Source organism: Flavobacterium lacisediminis, from assembly GCF_025909975.1.
Lineage (GTDB): Bacteria > Bacteroidota > Bacteroidia > Flavobacteriales > Flavobacteriaceae > Flavobacterium > Flavobacterium lacisediminis.
Genome location: NZ_JAPCIO010000002.1, coordinates 227,743 through 253,696 on the forward strand (window position 1 = coordinate 227,743; position 25,954 = coordinate 253,696).

The window sequence follows — 25,954 nt, forward strand, 5'->3', positions numbered from 1 at the left end:
AATATATGAACGCAAATATAAAAAAATACATTCCTGCTGATGGTTTAGCAGGTTTAAAAGAAAATTTTAAAACCGATGCCATTTCAGGTTTTATCGTGTTTTTATTAGCATTGCCTTTAAGTTTAGGAATTGCAAAAGCATCTGATTTCCCTCCAATTATGGGGTTAATTACCGCTATTATTGGTGGAATTGTAGTTTCTTTTTTCATGGGTTCTCGTTTAACTATTAAAGGACCTGCCGCAGGGTTAATTGTAATTGTAGCTGGAGCTGTTGCCGAATTTGGCAAAGGAGATAATGAAATAGGCTGGAAATTAGCTCTTGGAGCAATGGTTGTTGCAGGGATAATTCAAATTCTATTCGGAGTTTTAAAACTAGGCAAATTAGCCGATTTCTTCCCGCTTTCAGCTATTCACGGAATGTTGGCAGCGATTGGAATTATCATTATTGCAAAACAAATTCCTGTTTTATTGAATGATAATCCTGTGTTAGCAAAAGGAAAAGGGCCATTAGAATTATTAGCTAATATTCCAAATTTTATTGCTAATTTAGATCCAAAAGCGTCTATTATTGGTATTGTGAGCTTAGCAATTATGTTGGGATGGCCTTATATCAAAAACAAAACGATTAAAATGATTCCGGCTCCACTAGTAGTGTTGTTATTTGCTATTCCATGTGAATTATTTATGAATTTCAAAGAAACAGAACCTGCTTATGCTTTGGTTAAAATTGGAAATTTTATTGATAATTTGAATTTTAATGCAAGTTTTGATGGTTTTTCTCAAACAGGATTGTTTATTAAATATGTAATTATGTTTGCTTTAGTAGGAACATTAGAATCGTTATTAACAGTAAAGGCAATTGATTTATTGGATCCTTTCAAGAGAAAATCAAATATGAACAAAGATTTAATTGCTGTTGGTATAGGAAATACTATTGCCGCTTTCTTGGGTGGATTGCCAATGATTTCTGAAGTAGCACGTTCTTCTTCAAATGTTAATAATGGCGCAAAAACCAGATGGGCTAATTTCTTCCACGGATTCTTTATTTTGATTTTTGTATTATTAGCTACTCCAATATTAGAGCTTATTCCTAATGCAGCTTTAGCGGCGATGTTAATTACGGTAGGTATTAAACTAGCACATCCAAAAGAATTCATTCATACATTTCAAATTGGTAAAGAACAATTGGCAATCTTTTTAGTAACAATTTTCTTTACTTTGTTTGAAGATTTACTTATTGGTATTGCAGCGGGTATGGTTTTAAAAATCATAATCCATTTAGTAAATGGAACTCCAATTTCTTCTTTATTTAAAGCGCCAACATTAGTTTCTTTTGAAGGAAATAAATATTTAGTTGAAATTAGTAAAGCTGCTGTTTTTACAAACTACTTAGGAGTAAAAAGTAAATTGGAAGCTATTCCTTATGGTTTTGATGTAACAATCGATTTAAAGAAAACAAAATTAGTAGACCATTCTGTTATGGAAAATTTAGAGCACTTTAAGCATGATTATGAAGCTAATGGGGGTACAGTTAAAATTAAAGGACTTGAAAATCACAAATCGCTTTCAGCTCATCCATTGTCTTCAAGAAAAAATTTAATTACAGAATAATGATAAAATATATAAAAATGAGCTTGCTATTCTTTTTTGGAATAGCGAGCTTTCTTACTGTGAATATTAGTTATGCTCAAGTAAAAGAAAGTAATAATGATATTTGGTTGCATTATTTTGGAAAGAATATGATTACTGAAAAATTTTCTTTTTCATTTGAAGCCACAATGCGCTACGCCAACGGAGTTTCTGAAAAGCAGCAATATTTTATTCGCCCATCGGTAGATTATCAATTTACTAAAAAGTTTATGGGAAGTGTTGGATTTAGTCATTACAATACCTATTCCTACGGAAATCAGGCGATGAATAAAATTAGTATTCCCGAAAATCATTTTTGGATTCAAGGAACTTTTGTTCAAAATAGTGGACAATTAAAAATCACACACCGATTAAGAGATGAATTTCGATATGTTGGAGTTCCAGTAATGCAATCTAATGGCGATTTAAAGATTGATCATTACGATTATCGAAATCGATTACGATATATGCTGTTGTTTAATTATCCATTGATAAAAAAGGAAGATGCAACTAAATTATTTGCGTTGTTTGGTGATGAGGTTTTTATAAATATTGGCTCCAATGCAGGAAAAACCTTTTTAAATCAGAATCGATTAATAGGTGGAGTTGGATATAATTTCGATAAAAACCATCAGATTCAAATGAGTTACATTCATCAAAATATTTGGAATTACACGAACACATTTCAAGAGAGTAATCCCACAGTAAGATTAACTTATGTTACCAATTTCGATTGGAGAAAATAAAACAAAACCCCGATTAGAAATTTTAATCGGGGTTTTATATTTTATTTTATTTCAAGTTCTATATTTTGATAGTATAATTGTCCTTTACTATCCATTCCTTGAATGTTTAAAATAATTTCTTTTTGATTATTTAAAGGAATCATATATTCAAATGACCCATCAGGTTTTGTCTCAAGTGTTCTAGAAAAATCGATTGTTCCAAATTCTTTAAAAACAGAAGGAGATTGTTTAACTAATTCGATTGTATCAGAAAAGGGTATAACATTTTTAAATCCATTTGTAATGTAAAAGAAATTGCTCTTTTTTGCTTCAGGTTGTAGTGTAACAGTACCTGATTTTTTAGTAAAAATGCTAATTACTCCGTTCATTCCTTCATTTCCCATACCAGCTCCCTTATTATTAATGTAGATTTCTTCAACATTTATCAATCTTAGATTAACTAAATCATTTATATTATCAACTCTTGTGTTATCTAAAAAAACTAGCGGATATCTATTGCCTAAAAAAGATCTTTTGTTCCTAGTCAATATTACAGTTCTTCCATTTTCTACCTGAACATCATATTCATGAGATGCAATAAAAGAGAGTACATCTTTGTAGGTATCAGAAACTACTTCAGTTACTTTATATGGCTTAGCACCTCTGGTAGTGGGGTAATTTGTGTATTGAAGCTTTTGTTTGATATTTTGTACAACTTCTACGTCGTTCAATTCAGTAGTTTTTATTTCAGAGTTATTGAAATTAATTTCGTTTTTTGTTTCTGAATAAGTAATGGCACATTTTGAAAAAATGATTGGATTTAGTTTAATAAATTTTGAGCTGTTTTTTTTCAATGTGTGAGAAATGCTTATTTTATTGGCTAAGTCAGGCTTTTCTGGAAATTTATAATGGATTGCTAATGAATCAAGAGCTAAAATGTTTTTGTAAACAAAATCTCCTTCTGAACTTAAGTTTGTAGTTTCACTAATTCCATTGGTAGTAAAAATCTTAAGTTGATTAGTTGCTTTTGATGTATTTGTGTTATTTAATTTTATTGATAAATCAATACCAGTTTCAAATTCGTATTTATTTGTTGGGCTTTGATTTAGTATTGACTGCCAATTGTATTTTGAAGTATTTGAAATTAAATATAAATCAAAATCTGAAACAGAAGTTTTAGCAGTCAATAATTCAGCATCAATTTTTTTGCTTAAATAATTATCAAAAGACAAGGTCTTAATTATTGAATTTTGATAACTATTTTGTGTTTTGCTTTTAGGTAAAGCGCTGATACTTAAGATTGAATTGGGGTTAATGATATTCCCCGTAATTTTTATACTATCTTTTAACTTAACATAATTGATTGAAGTAATCGCATCAGCTGAATTTTCTTTTTTATAAATGATTCTTTCAGAAATCTGATTTAAATTTTTATCAATTAATCGTAGCGTGTTTACACCTTCAAAGAAGTTTTTCTTATCTAAAGTAAATTTCATTATAACATTTTTTTGAATCTTAAATGTAATAAATCGCGTAGCTCTATCTTTTTGAATTAGTAGAAATAATTCTTCGTTATCGTATTTTTTTAAAATATTGGGATTGGTTCTAATTTCTAATGTGTAAGCATCACCGGTAATATTATCAAGAATTAAATTGAAACCATCTAAACTGGGTTTTTGTAATTTTTCAACAAAATTTATTGAATTATTACTACTTACTATGGAATAATTTTCGTTTTTAACTTTTGGTAAAATAAATTTTCCGTAACCTAAATCATTAGTAGAAAAGGTGGTGATACTATTTTGTTTTTCATCTAAAACTCTAATGTTATCTAATTTAATGCCTTTCTCTTGACAATCTTTTATTTGTATTACCACATTATTATCACAATCAGAGATTAAATTTCCCCCTTCATAGCCTACAGTAATTGAGTAGTCGGTTTTGTTGTATGTTTTTTGAGTGTTAATTTGATTAGTATTCAGTATTTCAATTTCTTGATAAGTAGACTCATCTTCAATAAAATTATTCATGAAGTTGGTATATATATGTAAGTAATATATGCCAGATTCTAAATTTTTAGAGGTTTGTAATTGTCCTTCTAAAGTTCCATTTGAAGCAAAAAATAAATCATTTGATATTTCTTTTTTTTCAGAATTATAGAGAGAAATATAAACGTTTGTAGTTCCGGTATTTGGTGTATTTGTTTTTTTGTCAAAAATATAGCCTTTAAACCAAATTGTTTCTCCTGATAAAAAAGAAAATTTATTTAAATGTAAATGAATATTTTCTCTCTCAAACTGGTAATAATTGTCTAACGATTGTGCGATTTTCTCTTTATTTATAGTTTGAGAAAAGGTAAGTACAGAGGTAAAACATAGCAGGGATAATAATTTACGCATATCTTTTGTTTTAGCTATTTAACTTCAATAGTTAAGGTTTCGTTATATAATTGGCCTTTATTGTCGATTCCTTGAATGTTTAAAGTTAACTCTTTTTGTCCAAAAAATGGAGTAGAAAATTCAAATTCACCATTTTCATCCGTGTAAATATTTGGTATCCAGTTTATTGTTCCGTAATTTTCAAAAGCGTCACCTTGATAAAGTGCATATTTTGGCTTTTCAAATTCAATGAAAGGTTGAAAACCATTTTTAACCACTACAGGCTTTGATTTAATTTGGTTAGGTTTTGATTTAATAGCAGTAATTTTTTTTGTATAAATTCTAATTGAACCATTAGAACCATCACTTCCCATACCATATCCTCTTTTGTTAATATAAATTTCATCTATATCATTTAAAGTCATGTTTAATAAAAAAGTAAAATCAAATAGTTGTACGTTGTCTAAAAAAACTACTGGAGTTCTACTTCCCAAGAATGAAGTTGAAACTCGATTTCTAATTGTTACTTGACCTCCTTGTGTAACAACATCATACCCATGAGAACCAATGAAAGATAGTACATCTCTAAAAGTTCCAGCATCAGAATCACTGATTTTATATCCTTTAGCCATTGAATTTCCGTATTCTCCTTGTCTTTCAAGTTTGATCTTCTTAACTTCTATTACTGAAACATCATTTAATTCAAGAACACCTTCAATTTTTGGAAATTCATAATTAGTGTCGTAGGTGTTTTTAGTGTAAATTACTTCTTGACATATTGGTGAAAATATATTTAGATTTTTTATAAATCTTCTATTTGTGTTTTCAATTTTTGAATAAATACCTAAACTTTCTAGTTTGTCATCTTTTTTAATGAGAGAAAAATACAGGGTTGAAGAATCGATTGCCATGATATTCTGAAACTCAAAACTATTGTCTTCTTTTATTGCTGTATATTCTTCTAATCCATTAATAGAGAACAATCTTAATTTGGTGTTTTCTTTGTTAGTAACAATCTGATTTATTTTTCCAGAGACTGTTAATCCCATATCAAAAGTATAAGTAGGTTTTGGTGCTTGATTTAAAATATGCGACCAATTATATTTAGACTCGGTTGTATGTAACAACAACAAGTCTAACTCAAATGCTTTACGTTTGTTGAAATTACTGAAGTAATAAGCATAATCAAAATCATTACAATCAATGTAATTTTTAAATGCGAGATTGTTGTAAATGGTATTATTGTTAAAGTTGGATTTCGTGTTTTTTGGAAGTACTGTAATGCTAAAATTACCTATTTTTCCAAGAATAGATGCTTTTACTTTGATGCTATCCTTAATCTTAGTGGAAGATACTAGATTTAATTTAGTGTAGTTTTGGGGTTGATTGTACACAATTCTTTCAGATATTGAATTGAGTTCATTGTCAAGTAATCTAACCACATTAACGCCATCAAATAAGCTGCTTTTTTCTACAAATAATTCTTTATTTATTTTGTCTAAGTTAAAATCTACAAAATGTGCATAGTCGTTTTTTTGTATTAAAATTGTATAATTTTTACCTTTAAATTTATTATAAGTAATTTCGTTTGAGTTGATTTTAATAGACACTTTTCCCTCAATTGCAAAATTGTTTACATGAAGATTTATGCCTTCAATAATAGGTTTTGGAAGTTCTTTAATTATAGTTTCACCGTTATTTGATATGAATAGTCTGTAGATATCGTTTTCAGTATTTTTCAATTCAAATTTTCCAAAACCTTCTTGATTTGTTGAAAAGCTGTTAACTACGATGTCTTTACTGTTTTTAACTTCAATATTGCTTATTTTTTGACCTTTTCCTAAGCAGTTTTTAATAGACACACCTATGTTATTATCGCTTTGATAAAGCAATTTTCCACCCTCAAAAGATAGCTTAATTGTTAAAGTATTATCACTAATTGTATTGTTTGTAATTTTATCTTGAGTATTGATAATTCTTATTTTTTGGACAGTTGATTCATCTTCATGAAAATTATTCATGTAATTGGTATAAGTATGAACAAAATAATCTCCAGATGGTAAATTCTCACTTATTTTAATTTGCCCAATGATTGTACCATTAGAGGCGAAAAATAATTGATTTGAAATTTCTGTTTTATTACTATCTAAAAGTCGAACAAAAACATTCGTGGTTTGAAAGTTTAATTTTGATTCTTTTTTTTCAATTATATATCCTTTAAACCAAATGGTTTCATTAGACAAGTAGGTGCTTTTATTAAAATGTAAATGAACATTTTCTCTGTCCATTTCATAATATTTTAAAATAGCCTGATCAATTTTTTCTTTGTTGTTTTGAGAAAACACATTGAGACATAATAAAATAAGCAAGAATGAATATAATCGCATAATTAAAGTTTTTGTAAATAAAAAAAAACCGCTTGAAATAATCAAGCGGTTTTACATATTTTTAAGAAAAATATTACATCATGCCAGGCATTCCTCCACCCATTGGCATGCTTGATGATTCTTCTTTGATATCGATTAAAGCACATTCGGTAGTTAAAATCATTCCAGCTACAGAAGCAGCGTTTTCTAAAGCCACACGTGTTACTTTTTTAGGATCAATAATTCCAGCAGCTAACATTTGAACATATTCTCCTGTTTTTGCATTGAATCCGAAATCGTCTTTACCTTCTGTTACTTTTGCAATTACTACAGAACCTTCGCCACCAGCATTTTCAACAATAGTTCTCAACGGAGATTCAACTGCTTTATTGATGATTTGAATTCCGGTTGCTTCGTCTGCGTTTTCAGCTTTTAAGTTTGCTAATGCAGCTTTTGCTCTTACTAAAGCAACACCACCACCAGCAACAATTCCTTCTTCAACAGCTGCACGAGTTGCGTGTAAAGCATCGTCAACACGGTCTTTTTTCTCTTTCATTTCTACTTCAGAAGCCGCACCAACATATAAAACAGCAACACCACCAGCTAATTTAGCCAAACGCTCTTGTAGTTTCTCTCTATCGTAATCAGAAGTTGTAGTTTCAATTTGAGATTTAATTTGATTTACTCTTGCTTTGATATTTTCAGCATCTCCAGAACCATTTACAATTGTAGTATTATCTTTGTCTATAGTAATGTTTTCTGCAGTACCTAGCATATCAAGTGTAGCGTTTTCTAATGAATATCCGCTTTCTTCAGCAATTACAGTTCCACCAGTTAAGATGGCAATATCTTCTAACATTGCTTTTCTTCTGTCTCCAAAACCTGGTGCTTTAACCGCCGCAATTTTCAATCCACCACGTAATTTGTTAACTACTAAAGTTGCTAATGCTTGTCCGTCAACATCTTCAGCAATAATTAATAATGGTCTTCCAGATTGCGCTACTGGTTCTAAAACCGGTAACAATTCTTGTAAATTTGATATTTTCTTATCGTATAATAAAACGTATGGATTACTTAATTCAGCAACCATTTTATCAGCATCTGTCACAAAATAAGGAGATAAATAACCTCTATCAAATTGCATTCCTTCTACAACATCTACATAAGTATCTGTTCCTTTTGCTTCTTCAACAGTAATAACGCCTTCTTTTCCAACTTTTGAAAACGCTACTGCGATTAAATCACCAATAGTTTCATCATTGTTAGCCGAAATAGAAGCTACTTGTTTAATTTTTTCTGATGAATCACCAACAGCTACTGATTGTTTGCTTAATTCTGCTACTATAGTTTCAACTGCTTTGTCAATTCCTCTTTTTAAATCCATCGGATTTGCTCCAGCAGCAACGTTTTTCAAGCCTTCTTTAACGATAGCTTGTGCTAGAACGGTTGCAGTTGTTGTTCCGTCTCCTGCTAAATCATTGGTTTTAGAAGCTACTTCTTTTACCATTTGAGCCCCCATATTTTCCAATGGATCTTGTAATTCGATTTCTTTTGCAACAGAAACACCATCTTTAGTTACTGTTGGTCCACCAAATGATTTTGAAATAATTACATTTCTTCCTTTTGGTCCTAAAGTTACTTTTACTGCATTTGCTAATGCATCAACTCCTCGTTTTAAACCGTCGCGAGCTTCAATGTCGAATTTTATATCTTTTGCCATTTTATTTTTTTGTTTAAATGTTGTTGATTAATCTGTGATTAAAGAATTGCGTAAATTTCTTCTTCTCTCATAATCAGGTAATCTTTACCTTCATATTTGAATTCTGTTCCTGAATATTTACCATATAAAACTGTATCTCCAACTTTTACAGTCATGGTGTAGTCTTTTTTGCCATTTCCCACGGCTACTACAGTACCTTTTTGTGGTTTTTCTTTTGCAGTGTCTGGAATTATAATTCCTGAAGCTGTTGTAGTTTCTGCTGCCAAAGGAGCAATTACTACACGATCTGAAATAGGTTTAATGTTTAATGACATGATTATATGTTTTGTTTATTAAAATTAATTTGTTGTTTGTTGTTTTTCAGAAATTGTGCCAAAGCGATTTTCTGACAATTTTTCGGTAAAAAAAATGCCAGCACTGACATGCTGGCATTTTGTATATTTTGTCAATTCTTATTTTGCAGAATCTGTAGCTGTTGGTGCTGGTGTAGCAGCAGGAGCAGCCTGAGGAGTTGTAGGAACTGTTGTAGTAGGAACAGCTGTTTCATCTTCACCTAATACTTTAGAACCAGATGCAGCTCCGTTAAAACTTAAACTTGAAAGTAAAATTAATGCAATTAAAATTCCTCCTAATGTCCAAGTACTTTTATCTAAAAAGTCTGTTGTTTTTTGAACTCCACCTAATTGTTGAGAACCACCAAATGAAGAAGATAAACCTCCACCTTTAGGGTTTTGAACCATAATAGCTAAGATTAATAAAAAACAAACAATTGTTATCGCAATTAAAAAACCTGTGAATCCCATAATTAATTATTATTTTGTTGTAAATTTTTGATTTCGTTTATTCGGTCTGCAAAGAAACTACTTTTTTCTGGATATTTCAAAATTAATATTTCATAAGCTTGTATCGCTTTTGTATATTTTTTTTGTTCCAAATACACTTTGGCTAATGTTTCAGTCATTAAGTGTGTAGGCTCTTCAATGCTTCTGCTAATATTTGCAGGTGGTTTGGTTGTTTCTTTTACTGGAGCAATTTTTGGATTGGCTTCAATAAATTTATCGATTATGTCTAATTTTTTTTGTTTTTCAAGGTCGTTTTGAGTGTTTTTTTCTTCTTTTTCACGCTCAATAGGACTGAATTTAGTCAATTGTAACCATTCTTGAAATGAATGTCTCTCGGTTGGAGTAAAAGGAAGAGGTTTTCCAATTTCTAATTTTTCTTCCGAGGTTGGTTCGATTACTTCAATTTCTTCTTTTGTAGAAATAGCTTCTATTGATGGTAATACAATTATTTCTTCCATATGATGTACTTCAATATCCATAATAGATTTTTGAATTTCATCAATTTTATCTTGCTGAATAGCTAAAAAGTGTACCGAAGTTATAAATTCAAATAAAATTGTTCTGTCAGTAGTGTAAGTCGCTGTTTTTTTTAATTCGTAATTGTATCTGAAACTTTCTTGATTATATAAACCTTTTAAATGCAAAGCACGTGCCGCCTGAAAATAAGGAAACTGTAAAACTACATTCTCTAAAGCAATGGTTTGCTTCTCATTTATAGTTTCGGGCTTGTTTAAAAGATATGTTAAATCGGATATGTTCAAAATTTACAAATTAATTACCATTTGGCTAATGATTCGTTGAAAATATCTTGCGTGATTCTCTCGAAAATTACGTCTAATGCCGTTGATAATTGCGAACCTACTAATTGCTGATTGGCATCAAAATCATAGAAGAATGAAAAACGTTTTTCAAAATTATCGTCTTCTTTATTTCTATTTGTAAATCTTACGTTTACAGAAATAGTCAATCTGTTTTGTGCTGCTCTTTGATCTGCAGTTGCAGTCATTGGCGTAATGCGGTAATCTACAATTTCTCCCTCGTATAGTAATTCGCCACCTTGAGAAACTAAATTTAGATTTGTTTGATTTTGGATAATATCTTGTAATTCTAAAGTAAAAGTTCTTTCAATTCCAGGCTCAATTAACTGTGCATTGTTTTGAAAGTAATTCACCTGAAATGTTTTAGCATCTACGGGCTTTGCTCCTGTAAAATTATAAACTCCACAACTGTTTACAAGTAGTGAAATAGTGACGCAAAAAGCAATTATTAAATATCTCATTATAAATCGTATTGTTTGATTTTTCTGTAAAGCGTTCGTTCCGAAATCCCTAATTCATCAGCCGCAGCTTTTCTTTTTCCTTTATTGCGTTCTAACGATTTTTTGATTAATTCAATTTCTTTCGCTTCTAAACTCAAAGTTTCTTCTTCGTCAACTGTTTCAGCAAATAGATAATTCTCATCATCATCGTCTTCAAACTCTTCTTGCATCAGATTATTTTGATTCGGAAGCATTTCAACTCTCGGTTCTTCTTCAAAAATAGTATTTTCTTCGGGTTTACCGTAAATTTTTTGAATTAATCCTTTGTTTGCTTCCTGTACTTTAGAACTTCCGTTTTGCATCAATTCCATCGTAAGCTTTTTCAAATCGTTCAAATCGCTTTTCATATCAAAAAGAACTTTGTATAAAATTTCTCTTTCGTTACTAAAATCACTTTCCGATTTTTTAGTTCCAATTACCGAAGGTAAATTTGCATTTTCCTGTGGTAAATAGGAGTGAAGCGTTTGCAAAGAAATCTCGCGCTTCGTTTCTAAAACAGAGATTTGCTCAGCTACATTTCGTAACTGACGAATATTTCCGCTCCATCTGTATTTTATAAGTAATTGAATCGCATCGTCATCCAATTTAATAGGAGGCATTTTGTATTTATGCGCAAAATCGGCTGCAAATTTTCTAAACAACAAATGAATGTCGTCTTTGCGTTCGCGAAGTGGTGGCAACATAATGTCAACAGTGCTCAAACGATAAAATAAATCTTCACGAAATTTACCTTTTTCAATCGCATCAAACATGTTTACGTTGGTAGCAGCTACAATACGAACATTCGTTTTTTGAACTTGCGAAGAACCGACTTTGATGAATTCGCCATTTTCTAAAACACGTAATAAACGCACTTGAGTGGTTAAAGGTAATTCACCAACTTCATCTAAGAAAATAGTTCCGCCATCGGCTACTTCAAAGTAACCTTCACGTGTGTTGGTTGCTCCAGTAAACGAACCTTTTTCGTGACCAAAAAGTTCACTATCAATTGTTCCTTCTGGAATAGCACCACAGTTTACTGCAATGTATTTTCCATGTTTTCTGTGTGAAAGCGAGTGAATAATTTTTGGAATACTTTCTTTTCCAACACCACTTTCACCTGTTACCAATACCGAAATATCCGTTGGAGCAACCTGAATGGCTTTCTCCACGGCACGATTGAGTTTTGGGTCGTTCCCAATAATTTCAAATCGTTGTTTTATAGCTTGTACTGATTCCATTTTATAATTTATAATTGACAATTGATAATTTAGAAGTTTTCTAATTGTTCATTATCCATTGTTAATTTTTTTAGTTCATTATTTCAGAATATCCAACCGCTTCTCCAATTAGTGTTGCAGCGGTACAATCTGTGATTTTAACCATTACGAATTCTCCTACTTTGTAATTTTCTTTTGGGAAAACCACTACGGTGTTTTGAGAATTTCTTCCGCTCCAATGTGCGTCAGAACGTTTAGATTCTTTTTCAATCAATACTTCTACTTCTTGTCCAATGAAACGTTGCGTTCTTTCTAATCCGTGTTTTTGTTGTAAATCTACAATTTCGGTTAATCTACGTTTTTTAACTTCTTCTGGAACGTCGTCTTCCATTTTTCTAGCAGCTAAAGTTCCAGGACGTTCTGAATACGCAAACATAAATCCGAAATCATATTTTACATATTCCATCAAACTCAAAGTATCTTGATGATCTTCTTCTGTTTCTGTTGGGAAACCAGCAATCATATCTTGAGACAATGAAATATCTGGAATAATTGAATATATTTTATCAATCAACGCCATGTATTCTTCACGCGTGTGTTGACGATTCATTTCTTTTAGAATTCTAGTGCTTCCACTTTGAACCGGTAAGTGAATGTAGTTGCAAATATTATGGTGTTTCGCAATAACATGCAATACTTCTTCATGCATATCTTGTGGATTCGAAGTTGAGAATCTAAAACGCATTTTTGGAAACAACATCGCACATTTGTCTAACAATTGCGCAAAATCCATAGCAGTAGCTTTTTGCATTTCAGTGGCTTTGTCGTAGTCTTTTTTCAAACCACCACCATACCAAAGGTAACTGTCAACATTTTGTCCTAACAAGGTTACTTCTTTGAAACCTCTATCGTATAAATCTTGAATTTCGTCAATAATACTTTGTGGTTCACGACTACGCTCACGACCACGTGTAAAAGGAACAACGCAAAACGTACACATATTATCGCAACCTCTTGTTATCGATACGAAAGCATTTACTCCATTACTATTCAAACGAACAGGTGAAATATCGCCATACGTTTCTTCTTTCGAAAGAATTACGTTAATGGCATCTCTTCCTTCTTCTACTTCAGCTAATAAATTTGGTAAATCCTTGTAAGAATCTGGTCCAACCACCATGTCTACAATTTTTTCTTCTTCTAAAAACTGACTTTTCAAACGTTCTGCCATACAACCTAAAACCCCAACTTTCATTGTAGGATTGATTTTCTTTACAGCGTTGTATTTTTCTAAACGTTTACGAATCGTTTGTTCCGCTTTATCGCGAATAGAACAAGTGTTAACCAAAACTAAATCCGCATCTTCTAAGTTTTGAGTTGTATTATATCCGTTTTCATAAAGAATAGACGCCACAATTTCGCTGTCCGAAAAATTCATTTGGCAACCATAACTCTCTATAAAAAGTTTTTTTGTATTTCCTTCTTTTTGGTCAAGCACTAAACTCTGACCTTGTTTTTTCTCGTCAATTTCCTTTTCCATATAAAGATTTCCTTTAAATCAGTCTGCAAAGATAATACTAAATTATAAAATCTGACAAGATGGCAGAAAAGGTTTAACATGAAATTTTTAAATTATTTTTTGTTCGAATTCTAAGTAGCCGTTTTTCGTGGTTTTTACACCTATATATATAGGAGTAATTTGACCGATATTTTGGTTAATTGTAGGTAAAAAAATACTCACGATGTTAAAATTTAAAAAAAACCTATACTTTTGCCGAACAAACAAAAAGTGAAATGGCAAAGAATTTAGTAATCGTTGAGTCACCAGCTAAGGCAAAAACCATCGAGAAATTTCTAGGAAGTGAGTATCAAGTAGAGTCAAGTTATGGACATATTGCCGACTTGCCTTCGAGAGAAATTGGTGTAGATGTAGAAAATGGTTTTAAACCGAAATATGAAGTTTCGGCCGATAAAAAAGCATTAGTGACCAAATTAAAAGGATTAGCTAAAAATGCCGAAATGGTTTGGTTAGCTTCCGATGAGGACCGTGAGGGAGAAGCAATTTCTTGGCACTTATCTGAAGAATTAAATTTAAAACCAGAAAAAACAAAACGTATCGTTTTTCACGAAATTACGAAAACGGCGATTCAAAAAGCAATCGAAAATCCAAGAGGAATTGATTACAACTTAGTAAACGCACAACAAGCGCGTAGAGTTTTAGATAGATTGGTAGGTTACGAATTATCTCCTGTACTTTGGAAAAAAGTTAAAGGAGGATTATCGGCTGGTCGTGTACAATCGGTTTCTGTTCGTTTGATTGTAGAGCGTGAAAGAGAAATTCAAAACTTCAATCCAGAAGCTTCTTACAGCATTACTGCGGAATTTACTAACGAAGCTGGAAAAACATTTAAAGCAAAATTGCCAAAGAACTTCGCTACTAAAAAAGAAGCTGAAGATTTCTTATCTAAAAATATAGGTTCATCATACAAAGTAGGAGATTTAGAAACCAAACCAACAAAAAAATCACCAGCAGCACCTTTTACAACTTCAACGTTGCAACAAGAAGCAGCGAGAAAATTGTATTTGCCTGTTGGAATTACCATGCAAATTGCACAACGCTTATACGAAGCCGGACTTATAACTTATATGAGAACGGATAGCGTTAACTTATCGCAAGAAGCAATGGTAGCGGCTCAAGCCGAAATCACAAGTTACTACGGAAAGGAATTTTCGAAACCAAGAAATTTTAATACCAAATCAAAAGGAGCACAAGAAGCACACGAGGCAATCCGTCCAACGGATATGTCGCGTCACACAGTTGATATTGATAGAGATCAAGCGCGTCTGTATGATTTAATTTGGAAAAGAACATTAGCTTCTCAAATGAGCGATGCCGAATTAGAAAGAACCAATGTAAAAATTGAAGCAAGTAATCATTCAGAAACCTTTACAGCAACTGGAGAAGTAATCAAATTTGAAGGTTTCTTAAAAGTATATTTAGAAGGCAATGACGATGATGATGAAGAACAAGAAGGAATGTTGCCTGCTTTAAAAGTTAATGAAAAGCTTATAAATAATTATATCACGGCTACGGAACGTTTCTCTCGTCCGCCAAGTCGTTACACAGAAGCTTCTTTGGTTAAGAAGTTAGAAGAATTAGGAATCGGTCGTCCATCTACTTATGCACCAACTATTTCTACAATTATTGCAAGAACCTATGTAGAAAAAGGAAGTTTTGAAGGGCAAGAAAGAAAATACACGCAAATAGTTTTAAAAAATAGCGAAGTAAAAGCGCAAGTTTTAACTGAAAATGTAGGTTCGGACAAAGGAAAATTAGTTCCAACTGATATCGGAATTATTGTGAATGATTTCTTGGTAAAAAATTTCAATACGATTTTAGATTACAATTTTACTGCAAAAGTAGAGCAAGATTTCGACGAAATCGCTGAAGGAAAAGTAGATTGGGCTAAAATGATGAACGATTTTTACAAGCACTTTCATCCAAATGTAGTTGATGTTGAGAAAAATGCGGATAGAGAAAGTGGTGAAAGAATCTTAGGAACACATCCAGTTTCAGGAAAACAAGTTTCTGTACGTTTAGGGAAATATGGAGCTATGGCTCAGATTGGAGATGCGGATGACGAAAATAAACAATTTGCTAGTTTACGCCAAGATCAAAATATTGGAAACATTACTTTGGAAGAAGTATTAAACTTATTTTTACTTCCAAAACAATTAGGTACCTATAAAGGAGAGGAAATTGAAGTGAATAATGGTCGTTTTGGTCCTTATGTTCGTTTTGGATCTCAATTTATTTCATTACCAAAAGGACTAGATCCAATGGATGTTACAATGGAAACCGCTCAAGGTTTAATTGATGAAAAAGTTCAGGCTGATGCGCCGATTGGAACTTATGATGGATTGCCAATTCAAAAAGGAGTGGGGCGTTTTGGTCCTTTTATTAAATGGAACGGAATGTTTATCAATGTGAATAAGAAGTACAATTTCGATAATTTATCACAAGCTGATTTGAATGAATTAATTGAAGAAAAGCAACAAAAAGACATTGATAAAGTACTTCACGATTGGAAAGAAGAAGGAATCAAGGTAGAAAAAGCACGTTGGGGACGTTCTGTGATTACGAAAGGAAAAGTCAAAATAGAATTAAGTAAAGATGTTGATGCTTCAAAATTAACCTTGGCACAAGTACAAGAAATGATTGAGAAGAAATCGCCAGCAAAAAAATCGGCAGCTAAAAAAGCGCCTGCAAAGAAAACAACAGCAAAAAAGAAATAGTAAATGGTATTCGATTTTCTACAACCGATAGACGAATCTTTTGAAAGCTATCTTCAAACTTTATCCAATCAATCATTGGGTAAAAAAGTAGTATTTCATACACAAACCGATTTTCCTATTCTAGAAGGTGTTTCTATTGCTGTTTTTACCGTTAATGAACATAGAGGTAATAATAAAGATAATGAAGATTATTCTTTTGACGCTTTCAGAAAGAAATTCTACGGAATGTTTCCGGGGAATTGGAATACTTCAATTGTAGATTTAGGAACTATTGAGGCAGGAGCAAGTGTTGAAGATACTTATTTTGTTGTAAAAAGTTTGATGGCGGAGTTAATCAAGAAACAAATTATTCCAGTTGTTATTGGCGGAACTCAGGATTTGACTTATCCGATGTATCGTGCCTATGATAATTTAGATCAGATGGTGAATTTAGTTTCAGTAGATAACCAATTTGACTTTTCAAAAGAAAATAAATTAGATAAGGATGCTTATTTATCAAAAATAATTGTTGAAGAACCAAATAATTTATTTAATTTTAGTAATTTAGGATACCAAACGTATTTTAATTCACAAGAAGAAATTGATTTAATTGAGAAATTGTATTTTGAAGCTTATCGTTTAGGTGAGGTTTCGAATAATATATCGGTTGCTGAGCCAGTTTTTAGAAATGCTGATTTAGTGAGTTTCGATATGAACTCAGTACAATCGTCTTATTCTGGTAATTTTGAAGAATTTAATCCTAATGGATTTACTGGAAAAGAAATATGTGCTTTGGCCCGATATGCAGGAATTAGTGATAAAGTAACTTCGTTTGGAATTTTTAATTTTAATCCAAATAGTCATGAAGTTGTTTTGTCGGCTCAGATGTTGTGGTATTTTATTGAAGGATTTTGTTTTCGCTCTAATGAGTATCCTTTTGGTACAAAAGAAAATTATATTAAATATATTGTTCCTACAGAAGATGAAGAATTAATCTTTTATAAGAGCAATAAAACCGAAAGATGGTGGATAGAAATCCCGTTTTTAACAAATGTTAATAATAAATTAAAAAGAAATACGTTATTACCTTGCACACATGAAGATTATTTAGCAGCTTGCGAGCAGGAAATTCCAGAAAGATGGTGGAAAGCCCAAAGAAGGAATATTTTGTAAAAGTCGTTATTTTTCAAAGTGTTAAAGCAATGTTAACGCAGGTGTAAAGCTAAAATTTAATATTTTTTGCACGTTTTTTAAAAAAATGTTGTTTTTTTCAAAATTATTGAATAGGTTTACGCCCTTAAATAGAAATTACATTTAACCCAAGTTTATATGAAGAAGTTTGTTGCATTTTCAGCAATTTTGTCATTATTTATCAGTTGTGGTAAAGGCGATAAAGGAGAATTAGTAGGAGTTAAAGGGAGAAAATGGCATCCCGAGAAGCCTTACGGAATGACGTTAATCCCTGGAGGAGCTTTTATTATGGGTAAAGCCGATGATGATTTAGCTAACATTCAAGACGCGCCTACTAAGACAGTTACAGTTCGTTCATTTTATATGGATGAAACTGAAATTACTAACAGTGAGTACCGTCAGTTTGTTGAATGGGTAAAAGATTCGACTATCAGAACTCGTCTAGCTATTCTTGCAGATGAACAAGGTCAAAAGCCTGGTTCTGGTGGAGGAAAAGGTGGAAGCATTGGTGATTTTGCCTTTGCAGACGTTGATCCTGAGAAAATGACTCCATACGACAAGTACATGTATGAAAATTATTACAGTGTTGGTACTGATGATGATATTTATGCTGGAAGAAAATTAAATAAAAAAATCAAGCTTATCAAAGAGCCTGGTAAATATCCAGATGAGCATTATGTTGAAGTAATGGATTCTATGTATTTACCTGAGTCTGAATCATTCAATGGTTTGAAAACTATTGATGCTTCTAAATTAAAATTCAAATACAATCAAGTAGATTTGAATAAAGCGGTAAAGAAAAAAGGTCGTAAAAACTTTTATGAGGATGCGCCACCTATTGAAATTTATCCTGATACAACTGCTTGGATAAAAGATTTTGCTTATTCTTATAATGAGCCAATGCATAATGACTATTTCTGGCATCAAGCTTATGGAGATTATCCAGTGGTGGGTGTTTCTTGGAATCAAGCAAAAGCATTTTGTGCTTGGAGAACAATGTATAAAAATGCATTTATTAAAAAGAAAAAAGGAAGAGATCAAGTAAATTCATTCCGTTTGCCAACAGAAGCTGAATGGGAATATGCTGCAAGAGGTGGAATTGAAGGAGGAACTTATCCTTGGGGTGGTCCTTATGCTAAAAATGACAGAGGTTGTTTTATGGCTAACTTCAAACCAAATCGTGGAGATTATGCAGCTGACGGTGCATTATATACAGTAGAAGCTAGATCTTACGAGCCAAATGATTATAACTTATATAACATGGCGGGTAATGTTTCTGAATGGACAGAGTCTTCTTATTATGCTGAGGCTTATGAGTTTGTTTCAACAATGAATCCTCATGTAGCTGATAAGAAAAATCAAAGAAAAGTTGTTCGTGGAGGTTCTTGGAAAGATGTTGCTTATTTCTTACAGGTTTCTACTCGTGATTATGAGTATGCTGATTCTGCAAGAAGTTATATCGGATTCAGAACTGTGCAAGATTACATGGGTACAGCTGCAACAGGAACTAGACCTAAATAGTATTTAACCAATTTTATTATATAATTAACTTAACTAACTAAATTTTATTTATTATGGCAATTTTAAGCAAAAAAGTGATGGGATTCCTTTACGGAATGGGGGCAGCAGTAGTAATCGTTGGAGCATTATTCAAATTAATGCACTGGCCAGGTGCAGGACCAATGCTTGTAATCGGTTTATTAACAGAAGCAGCGATTTTCGCATTATCTGCTTTTGAACCAGTAGAACATGAATTAGATTGGTCTTTAGTTTACCCTGAATTAGCAGGTGGAGAAGCTAAAGCTAAAGATAAAAAAGAAAACCCAACTGAAGCTCAAGGATTATTATCTCAAAAATTAGATAATATGTTAAAAGAAGCTAAAATTGATGGTGAATTAATGGCAAGCTTAGGAAACAGTATCAAAAACTTTGAAGGTGCGGCTAAATCAATTTCTCCTACAGTTGATGCTATGGCTGGACAAAAGAAATATGCTGAAGAAATGTCTACAGCTGCAGCTCAAATGGAAGCTTTAAATGGTTTATATAAAGTTCAATTAGAAAGTGCTGATAGAAATGCACAAGCAAACAAAGAGATTGCTGAAAATGCTGCTAAATTAAAAGAGCAAATGCAATCTATGACTTCAAATATTGCTTCTTTAAATGCAGTATATGGAGGTATGTTATCTGCTATGAGTAACAGAGGATAATTAGTTTTATCATTAAATATTTATTAATTAAAAAACTAATTTAAAGAAAATGGCAGGAGGAAAATTAACCCCTAGACAGAAGATGATTAACCTGATGTACTTGGTTTTCATCGCAATGTTGGCATTAAATATGTCAAAAGAAGTATTAACTGCTTTTGGTAATTTCAATGACAAATTTACAGAGTCAAATAAACTAACTGAAGAAGCAAATAGTAATTTATTATCTGCTTTGAACACTAAAGCAGCAGATGAGCCTGCTAAGTATGCAGAACCTGCTAATAAAGCTAAAGAAGTAGCTAAGATTTCTAAAGAATTCGTTGCTTTCTTAGAAACTGTTAAAGGTGAAGTTACTGAAGGAATTGAACCAGATGAGAATGGTAAATTACCTTTCGAATCTATGGACAAATCTACTATTGATGAAAAATGGTTCGCTGGTGACGGTTATAGTCCAAGAGGAACTGAAATTGTTTCTAAAATAGATAAATATGTTGCTGATATCAAAAAAGTATTAGGAAATGATGTTAAATACATTCCTTTTATCAAAGAAATTGAAAAGAAATTTTCTACAGCTGACATTACTAATAGAGAAAATGTTAAAGTTAAATTTTTAGATTATAAAACTAAAGGTTTCCCTGCAGTATCTACATTAACATTTTTAACTGCAATGCAGAATGATGTTAAAAACACTGAAGCTGGTGCTTATAACTTATTCTTAGGAAATGCATTGAAAACTGCAGCTTCTATGAAAAACTTTCAAGCAATTGTAGTTTTAGAGAAAAATGCTTATTTCCAAGGTGAAACTGTTAAAGGTAAAGTTGTATTAGGTCGTTATGACGCTAACACACAACCAACATCTTTTAAAGGTCCTGGTAAAATTGAAAATGGTCAAGCTGTTATTTCGATGACTGCTGGTGGAATTGGAGAACAAAACATCTCTGGAGAATTTGGTTTCTTAGAGGATGGTAAAGAAATTCCTTTAAAATTCGAAGGAACTTACGTTGTTGTTCCTCGTCCAAACCAAGCAATTATTTCAGCTGATAAAATGAATGTTGTTTATCGTGGAGTTCCTAACCCAATTTCTATTTCAGTACCTGGTATTGCTTCTAATAAAGTTAATGCTAGTGCTCCTGGAATGTCAAAAGTTGGTGATGGTAAATTCATGTTAAAGCCAGGTTCTGGTAGTGAAGTTAAAATTAGCGTAAATGCTACAATGCCTGATGGTAAGACAATGTCAAGTGCTCAGGTGTTTAGAATCAAAGGATTACCTGCTCCAACAGGAAAAGTAGGTGGTTCTGAGAAAAATAAAGGGCCTAAAAGTAACTTAGAAGTTTGTTCTGTTACTGCTGTTATGGAAGATTTCGATTTCCCTGTTACAGTTAACGTAACTCAATTTAACGTTAAAGTTCCTGGTCAACCAACAATTGTTGTTTCTGGTAATAGAATGGATTCTAGAGCTAGATCTGCAATTGCAAAAGCACAAAAAGGTGATGTTGTAGTTATTTCTGAAATCAAAGCTAGTTTCTCTGGAATTGATCAGATGGCTAAGAAAGTATCTATTTGTACTTACGAAATACAATAATTTAAATTAATTTGAGTTTATATTTTTAAACCAAATAAAAAATGAATAAAATGAATTGGAGAAATAGTATTGCAATTTTAGTATTAGGTTTAAGTGCTACTACTTTTGCTCAGTCAAACTTATTAAATGCTAAGACACCTGATCAAATCGGGAAAAAAACTGAGGCTGAATTAAGCGCTGATAACGACAAACCTTTACCTTATGGATATGTTCATGATAGAGATATCTTAATGGGGAAACGTATTTGGGAATTTGTTGATCTTGATGAAAGAGTTAACTTTCCACTTTATTTTCCTGTTGAAGGTGATGTTATGTCTTCACCAGATAGAAGACCTTTATATAATGTATTAATTAGCGGGATTAAAGAAGGTAAAATTACTGAAGTTTATGACTCAAGTTATTTTACAACTAAAAAAACCCTTAAAGATATCGAATCTTCTTTGTTTACAGTTGATACTACTGACGTAGGTCGTGAACAAATGAATGAAGATATGGATGCTTATAGAAATGGTACTAAGAAAATCGATGAAGAGTTTATTAGAAAAACTGAGATTGAAGCTTATGATGTAAGTGCTTACCGTATTGTTGGATATTGGTATTTCGATAAAAGACAAGGTGAATTAAAGTACAGATTATTAGGTATATGTCCAGTTGTTCCAGACGTGTTCTCTAAAAAGAATAATGATGCTGAATTAGAATATATTGATTTGTTCTGGGTTTATTTCCCATCAACAAGAGATATTCTGCATGAAGCAAAAGCATTCAATAACAGAAATTCAGCGATGCCTTTCTCTTTCGATCATTTACTTAACGCACGTCGTTTTAGTGGTATGATTTATTTAGAAGAAAATGTTTATGGTGATCGTAAGATTGCTGATTACATGAAAGAAAACGCTCAAATGCAATTATTAGAATCTGATCGTGTAAAAGAAAAGATTCGTGACTTCGAACAAGATATGTGGAATTATTAATAATATTTCTCCAATTTCATTTAAAAAAACTCTTACCATTGGTAAGAGTTTTTTAATTTTACAGCATGATAGATTTTATAATCGTAGGAAATGGTCTAGCTGGAATTTCATTTGCGGAAATTGCTTTGCAAAACAATAAATCAATTTTTGTTTTTGATAATAATTCGCAACCTTCATCACGTGTGGCCGGAGGATTATATAATCCTGTGGTGTTAAAGCGTTTCAGTGAAGTATGGAAAGCAAAGGAACAAATTGATTTTGCTTTTCCTTTATACCATGAAATTCAATCCAAATTGAATGTCGTTTTCGATTTTGAATTACCTATACTTCGTAAATTGTACTCAGTTGAAGAACAAAACAATTGGTTCCAAGCTGCTGATAAACCAAATTTAGCTCCTTTTTTAGATGCTAAATTAGTTACAAGTTCTTATGAAAGCATTCAATCTCCATTTCACTATGGAAAAGTGAATCATACCGGTTATTTAGAAATTTCAACTTTGATTGAAGCCTATTCTAATTATTTAAAATCACTAAATAGTTTTTCAAATGAAGGTTTCAATTATACTGAAATTGAATTTTTAGATAATGGTATTCAATATAAAAACATACAAGCCAAGCACATCATCTTTGCTGAAGGTTTTGGATTACACGCTAATCCTTATTTTAAAGATTTGCCATTAGATGGTACAAAAGGTGAATTGTTAATCATCAAAGCTCCAAATTTAGATTTAGATGTTGTGATAAAGTCAAGTGTATTTATACTTCCGATTGGTAATGATTTGTATAAAGTAGGGGCTACTTACGATTGGAAAGACAAAACAAATACTCCAACTGAGGAAGGAAAACAAGAATTGGTTGACAAGTTAAAAGAAATTATTTCTTGTGATTTTGAAATTGTAGAGCACTTTGGTGGCGTGCGACCTACAGTTAAGGACAGAAGACCATTAGTTGGAACGCATCCTGAGTTCAAACAATTGCATGTGTTAAATGGTTTAGGAACTCGTGGTGTAATGCTTGGTCCATATTTAGCCAATCAATTATTTCAGCATATTGAAAACGATATTCCTTTGGAAAAAGAAATAGATATAATAAGATGTTATAAAAAAAACCGAAACTAATTTGTTTCGGTTTTTTGTTTATCTGAGTGTGGCTTTCTTTTCGCCTTTATGTTGTTTCCAATCCTTGTCGAAACTCATAAACATATTGATCCATATGTTTCTTGATAGTCTCATAATTACGGGCATAAAAACAATTAGAGTAATAATAATAGCAATAAAATTGTTTACCAAATTCTTTTCTCCAACAAAGAAATAGGTTATGATAAAAGCCGCTACACCAAATGCAATTCCTAAGGCATAACTAACATACATGGCACCATAAAAAAATGAAGGCTCAATTTTATATTTGGTTCCACAATGGCTACAATTTTCATGCATTTTGTACACATTTAGAACATTGTAAGGATTTTTGTCTAAATACATGCTTTCTTCATTGCAAGTTGGACAACTTCCTGTTAAAATACTATTTAATTTGGATCCTTTTTTTAACATTTGCAAAATATTTTACACAAAGGTACAATAACTAACTATTCCTAGTGTAACAATTGTAACATTCAATATGCTAAACATACATAATTTATCGGTTTCATTTGGTGGAACATATCTATTTGAAGAAGTAACTTTTAGATTGGGTTCTGGTGATAGAGTTGGACTTGTTGGAAAAAATGGTGCTGGAAAATCAACCATGTTGAAAATTTTAGCCAAAGATTTTGCTCCAGATTCTGGTCAAATAGCGACAGAGAAAGAATTGAAAATGGGATTTCTTCGTCAGGATATCGATTTTGTAAAAGGAAGAACCGTTTTAGAAGAAGCATACCAAGCTTTTGAAGAAATTAAACGTGCCGAATTCCGAATCGATGAAATCAATCACCAATTAGTAACGAGAACCGATTATGAAAGTCAGGAATATTCTGATTTGATTGAAGAATTGAGTGATGTTACGCATCATTATGAAGTTCTTGGAGGATATAACTATGTTGGAGATACTGAGAAAATTTTATTAGGTCTTGGATTTAAAAGAGAAGATTTCGACAATCAAACTGATACTTTTTCAGGAGGATGGAGAATGCGTATCGAATTGGCAAAATTATTATTGCAATCAAACGATATTTTACTTTTAGATGAGCCAACAAACCACTTGGATATTGAAAGTATCATTTGGTTAGAAGGTTTTTTACGAAACTTCCCAGGCGTAGTTGTAATTGTTTCTCACGATAAAATGTTTTTGGATAATGTTACGAATCGTACCATTGAAATTTCATTAGGTAAAGCTTACGATTTCAACAAACCGTATTCTGAATATTTAGTGTTACGTCAGGAAATTCGCGAAAAGCAATTGGCAACACAAAAAAATCAAGCCAAAAAAATTGAAGAAACTGAAAAGTTAATCGAGAAATTCCGTGCTAAAGCTTCTAAAGCATCGATGGCGCAATCTTTGATTAAAAAATTAGATAAAGTAGAACGAATTGAAGTCGATGAAGACGACAATTCGGTAATGAATATTTCGTTTCCTGTTTCGCAAACGCCAGGTAGAGTTGTTGTAGAAGCAGAACATGTTACCAAAGCCTATGGTGATAAAACCATTTTAAAAGATATTTCGCTTTTAGTAGAACGAGGAAGTAAAGTGGCTTTCGTTGGTCAAAATGGTCAAGGAAAATCAACGTTTATGAAAGCAATCGTAAACGAATTTGAGTATGAAGGTTCTATTAAATTAGGTCATAATGTACAATTGGGATATTTCGCTCAAAATCAAGCGGAATATTTAGATGGCGAAATTACGCTGCTACAAACTATGGAAGAAGCAGCAACTGATACGAACCGTTCTAAAGTTCGCGATATGTTGGGTTCGTTTTTATTCCGTGGTGATGATGTAGAGAAAAAAGTAAAAGTACTTTCGGGTGGTGAACGAAATCGTTTGGCACTTTGTAAATTGCTTTTACAACCCATAAATGTTTTGGTAATGGATGAGCCAACCAATCACTTGGACATTAAGTCTAAAAACGTTTTAAAAGCCGCTTTAAAGCAGTTTGAAGGAACTTTGTTGTTGGTGTCTCACGACCGTGATTTCTTGCAAGGGATGTCTAATATTGTGTACGAATTCAAAGATCAGAAAATCAGAGAATATTTAGGCGATATCAATTTCTTCTTAGAGCAGAAAAATGCCATGAATATGCGCGAAATTGAAAAGAAAGAAGTGGTTTCGAATGCAAACACAAATAAAGCAGTTAAAAACATTTCTTACGAAGACCAAAAGAAAGCTAAATCATTGCAAAATAGATTGAGTAAGATTGAAAGCCAAATTCAACAACTAGAAAAAGATATTCAATTAGACGATAAAGCATTGGCTTCAAATTATGACAAACATATTGAAGATGCTACTTTTTTTGCCGCTTACGAAAAAAAGAAAAAAGAGTTGGAACAATTATTAGAAGATTGGGAAAACGTGCAGTTAGAAATTGAAATGGTAAATAGTTAATTGCAATACAAAATATAATAG

General features: G+C 31.9%; 20 protein-coding genes. 10 read left to right on the forward strand and 10 right to left on the reverse strand.

What is annotated here, in order from left to right; genetic code table 11:
* Positions 1-5: 5 nt before the first annotated feature.
* The gene (locus OJ995_RS03640; protein WP_264368195.1) at positions 6-1,610 is read left to right on the forward strand and encodes a SulP family inorganic anion transporter; all 1,605 of its coding nucleotides are present in this window, start codon (positions 6-8) and stop codon (positions 1,608-1,610) included.
* Positions 1,610-2,374, forward strand: coding sequence for a DUF2490 domain-containing protein (locus OJ995_RS03645; protein ID WP_264368196.1), 765 nt, complete (start codon positions 1,610-1,612; stop codon positions 2,372-2,374). The genes OJ995_RS03640 and OJ995_RS03645 overlap by 1 nt, the downstream gene beginning before the upstream one ends.
* Positions 2,375-2,415: 41 nt before the next feature.
* On the opposite strand, the gene OJ995_RS03650 is transcribed toward OJ995_RS03645, so the two are convergent.
* The 9 genes from OJ995_RS03650 to miaB all read right to left on the reverse strand — a co-directional run bounded on the left by OJ995_RS03650 (position 2,416) and on the right by miaB (position 13,716).
* Positions 2,416-4,752 carry a hypothetical protein gene (locus tag OJ995_RS03650; RefSeq protein ID WP_264368197.1) on the reverse strand — a complete coding sequence of 779 codons (2,337 nt, stop codon included), beginning with the start codon at positions 4,750-4,752 and terminating at the stop codon, positions 2,416-2,418.
* 14 nt (positions 4,753-4,766) lie between these two features.
* A complete protein-coding gene (locus tag OJ995_RS03655; RefSeq protein WP_264368198.1) occupies positions 4,767-7,019 on the reverse strand; it encodes a hypothetical protein in 2,253 nt (750 codons plus the stop codon).
* A gap of 172 nt (positions 7,020-7,191) precedes the next feature.
* Entirely contained in the window at positions 7,192-8,817 is a 1,626-nt protein-coding gene (gene groL / locus OJ995_RS03660) for a chaperonin GroEL (protein WP_264368199.1), read from the reverse strand.
* Between the two features lie 38 nt (positions 8,818-8,855).
* A complete protein-coding gene (locus OJ995_RS03665) occupies positions 8,856-9,131 on the reverse strand; it encodes a co-chaperone GroES (protein ID WP_113987944.1) in 276 nt (91 codons plus the stop codon).
* Positions 9,132-9,269: 138 nt separating this feature from the next.
* Positions 9,270-9,623: a preprotein translocase subunit SecG gene (secG, locus tag OJ995_RS03670; protein ID WP_264368443.1), complete on the reverse strand. Its 354-nt coding sequence runs from the start codon at positions 9,621-9,623 to the stop codon at positions 9,270-9,272.
* The gene (locus OJ995_RS03675; RefSeq protein ID WP_264368200.1) at positions 9,623-10,420 is read right to left on the reverse strand and encodes a tetratricopeptide repeat protein; all 798 of its coding nucleotides are present in this window, start codon (positions 10,418-10,420) and stop codon (positions 9,623-9,625) included. The genes secG and OJ995_RS03675 overlap by 1 nt, the downstream gene beginning before the upstream one ends.
* A gap of 14 nt (positions 10,421-10,434) precedes the next feature.
* On the reverse strand, positions 10,435-10,938 hold the full coding sequence (locus OJ995_RS03680) for an LptE family protein (RefSeq protein ID WP_264368201.1): 504 nt from the start codon (positions 10,936-10,938) through the stop codon (positions 10,435-10,437).
* Positions 10,938-12,197 carry a sigma-54 interaction domain-containing protein gene (locus tag OJ995_RS03685; protein WP_264368202.1) on the reverse strand — a complete coding sequence of 420 codons (1,260 nt, stop codon included), beginning with the start codon at positions 12,195-12,197 and terminating at the stop codon, positions 10,938-10,940. The genes OJ995_RS03680 and OJ995_RS03685 overlap by 1 nt, the downstream gene beginning before the upstream one ends.
* Before the next feature lie 70 nt (positions 12,198-12,267).
* Positions 12,268-13,716, reverse strand: a complete 1,449-nt coding sequence (gene miaB, locus OJ995_RS03690) for a tRNA (N6-isopentenyl adenosine(37)-C2)-methylthiotransferase MiaB (protein ID WP_264368203.1) — start codon at positions 13,714-13,716, stop codon at positions 12,268-12,270.
* A 254-nt stretch (positions 13,717-13,970) separates the two neighbouring features.
* Here miaB and topA point away from each other — a divergent pair, with 254 nt between their 5' ends.
* The 7 genes from topA to OJ995_RS03725 all read left to right on the forward strand — a co-directional run bounded on the left by topA (position 13,971) and on the right by OJ995_RS03725 (position 23,517).
* The gene (topA, locus tag OJ995_RS03695) at positions 13,971-16,472 is read left to right on the forward strand and encodes a type I DNA topoisomerase (RefSeq protein ID WP_264368204.1); all 2,502 of its coding nucleotides are present in this window, start codon (positions 13,971-13,973) and stop codon (positions 16,470-16,472) included.
* A gap of 3 nt (positions 16,473-16,475) precedes the next feature.
* Positions 16,476-17,624, forward strand: a complete 1,149-nt coding sequence (locus OJ995_RS03700; protein ID WP_264368205.1) for a formimidoylglutamase — start codon at positions 16,476-16,478, stop codon at positions 17,622-17,624.
* A gap of 156 nt (positions 17,625-17,780) precedes the next feature.
* Positions 17,781-19,163, forward strand: coding sequence for a T9SS ring complex lipoprotein PorK/GldK (gene porK, locus OJ995_RS03705; RefSeq protein WP_264368206.1), 1,383 nt, complete (start codon positions 17,781-17,783; stop codon positions 19,161-19,163).
* A 53-nt stretch (positions 19,164-19,216) separates the two neighbouring features.
* Positions 19,217-19,849: a type IX secretion system motor protein PorL/GldL gene (gene porL, locus OJ995_RS03710; RefSeq protein ID WP_264368207.1), complete on the forward strand. Its 633-nt coding sequence runs from the start codon at positions 19,217-19,219 to the stop codon at positions 19,847-19,849.
* A 49-nt stretch (positions 19,850-19,898) separates the two neighbouring features.
* Positions 19,899-21,428 (forward strand): type IX secretion system motor protein PorM/GldM, encoded by a 1,530-nt coding sequence (gene porM / locus OJ995_RS03715; protein WP_264368208.1) that lies wholly within the window; start codon positions 19,899-19,901, stop codon positions 21,426-21,428.
* A 50-nt stretch (positions 21,429-21,478) separates the two neighbouring features.
* A complete protein-coding gene (porN, locus tag OJ995_RS03720; protein ID WP_264368209.1) occupies positions 21,479-22,399 on the forward strand; it encodes a type IX secretion system ring subunit PorN/GldN in 921 nt (306 codons plus the stop codon).
* 65 nt (positions 22,400-22,464) lie between these two features.
* Positions 22,465-23,517 carry an NAD(P)/FAD-dependent oxidoreductase gene (locus OJ995_RS03725; RefSeq protein ID WP_264368210.1) on the forward strand — a complete coding sequence of 351 codons (1,053 nt, stop codon included), beginning with the start codon at positions 22,465-22,467 and terminating at the stop codon, positions 23,515-23,517.
* Between the two features lie 18 nt (positions 23,518-23,535).
* Here the strand turns inward: OJ995_RS03725 and OJ995_RS03730 are convergent, their stop codons facing one another.
* Positions 23,536-23,949 (reverse strand): DUF983 domain-containing protein, encoded by a 414-nt coding sequence (locus OJ995_RS03730; RefSeq protein WP_264368211.1) that lies wholly within the window; start codon positions 23,947-23,949, stop codon positions 23,536-23,538.
* Positions 23,950-24,016: 67 nt separating this feature from the next.
* Between OJ995_RS03730 and OJ995_RS03735 the strand changes: the two genes are divergently transcribed.
* Complete coding sequence (locus OJ995_RS03735) at positions 24,017-25,933, forward strand: ABC-F family ATP-binding cassette domain-containing protein (protein WP_264368212.1); 1,917 nt, start codon at positions 24,017-24,019, stop codon at positions 25,931-25,933.
* Positions 25,934-25,954 lie beyond the last annotated feature (21 nt).

Excerpts from the sequence above, each read along its gene's own strand:
- OJ995_RS03640 (WP_264368195.1), top strand. The coding sequence starts at position 6 with ATGAACGCAAATATAAAAAAATACATTCCTGCTGATGGTTTAGCAGGT.
- OJ995_RS03645 (WP_264368196.1), top strand. The coding sequence starts at position 1,610 with ATGATAAAATATATAAAAATGAGCTTGCTATTCTTTTTTGGAATAGCG.
- OJ995_RS03650 (WP_264368197.1), bottom strand. The coding sequence starts at position 4,752 with ATGCGTAAATTATTATCCCTGCTATGTTTTACCTCTGTACTTACCTTT.
- OJ995_RS03655 (WP_264368198.1), bottom strand. The coding sequence starts at position 7,019 with ATGGACAGAGAAAATGTTCATTTACATTTTAATAAAAGCACCTACTTG.
- groL (WP_264368199.1), bottom strand. The coding sequence starts at position 8,817 with ATGGCAAAAGATATAAAATTCGACATTGAAGCTCGCGACGGTTTAAAA.
- OJ995_RS03665 (WP_113987944.1), bottom strand. The coding sequence starts at position 9,131 with ATGTCATTAAACATTAAACCTATTTCAGATCGTGTAGTAATTGCTCCT.
- OJ995_RS03680 (WP_264368201.1), bottom strand. The coding sequence starts at position 10,938 with ATGAGATATTTAATAATTGCTTTTTGCGTCACTATTTCACTACTTGTA.
- OJ995_RS03685 (WP_264368202.1), bottom strand. The coding sequence starts at position 12,197 with ATGGAATCAGTACAAGCTATAAAACAACGATTTGAAATTATTGGGAAC.
- miaB (WP_264368203.1), bottom strand. The coding sequence starts at position 13,716 with ATGGAAAAGGAAATTGACGAGAAAAAACAAGGTCAGAGTTTAGTGCTT.
- topA (WP_264368204.1), top strand. The coding sequence starts at position 13,971 with ATGGCAAAGAATTTAGTAATCGTTGAGTCACCAGCTAAGGCAAAAACC.
- OJ995_RS03700 (WP_264368205.1), top strand. The coding sequence starts at position 16,476 with ATGGTATTCGATTTTCTACAACCGATAGACGAATCTTTTGAAAGCTAT.
- porK (WP_264368206.1), top strand. The coding sequence starts at position 17,781 with ATGAAGAAGTTTGTTGCATTTTCAGCAATTTTGTCATTATTTATCAGT.
- porL (WP_264368207.1), top strand. The coding sequence starts at position 19,217 with ATGGCAATTTTAAGCAAAAAAGTGATGGGATTCCTTTACGGAATGGGG.
- porM (WP_264368208.1), top strand. The coding sequence starts at position 19,899 with ATGGCAGGAGGAAAATTAACCCCTAGACAGAAGATGATTAACCTGATG.
- porN (WP_264368209.1), top strand. The coding sequence starts at position 21,479 with ATGAATTGGAGAAATAGTATTGCAATTTTAGTATTAGGTTTAAGTGCT.
- OJ995_RS03725 (WP_264368210.1), top strand. The coding sequence starts at position 22,465 with ATGATAGATTTTATAATCGTAGGAAATGGTCTAGCTGGAATTTCATTT.
- OJ995_RS03730 (WP_264368211.1), bottom strand. The coding sequence starts at position 23,949 with ATGTTAAAAAAAGGATCCAAATTAAATAGTATTTTAACAGGAAGTTGT.
- OJ995_RS03735 (WP_264368212.1), top strand. The coding sequence starts at position 24,017 with ATGCTAAACATACATAATTTATCGGTTTCATTTGGTGGAACATATCTA.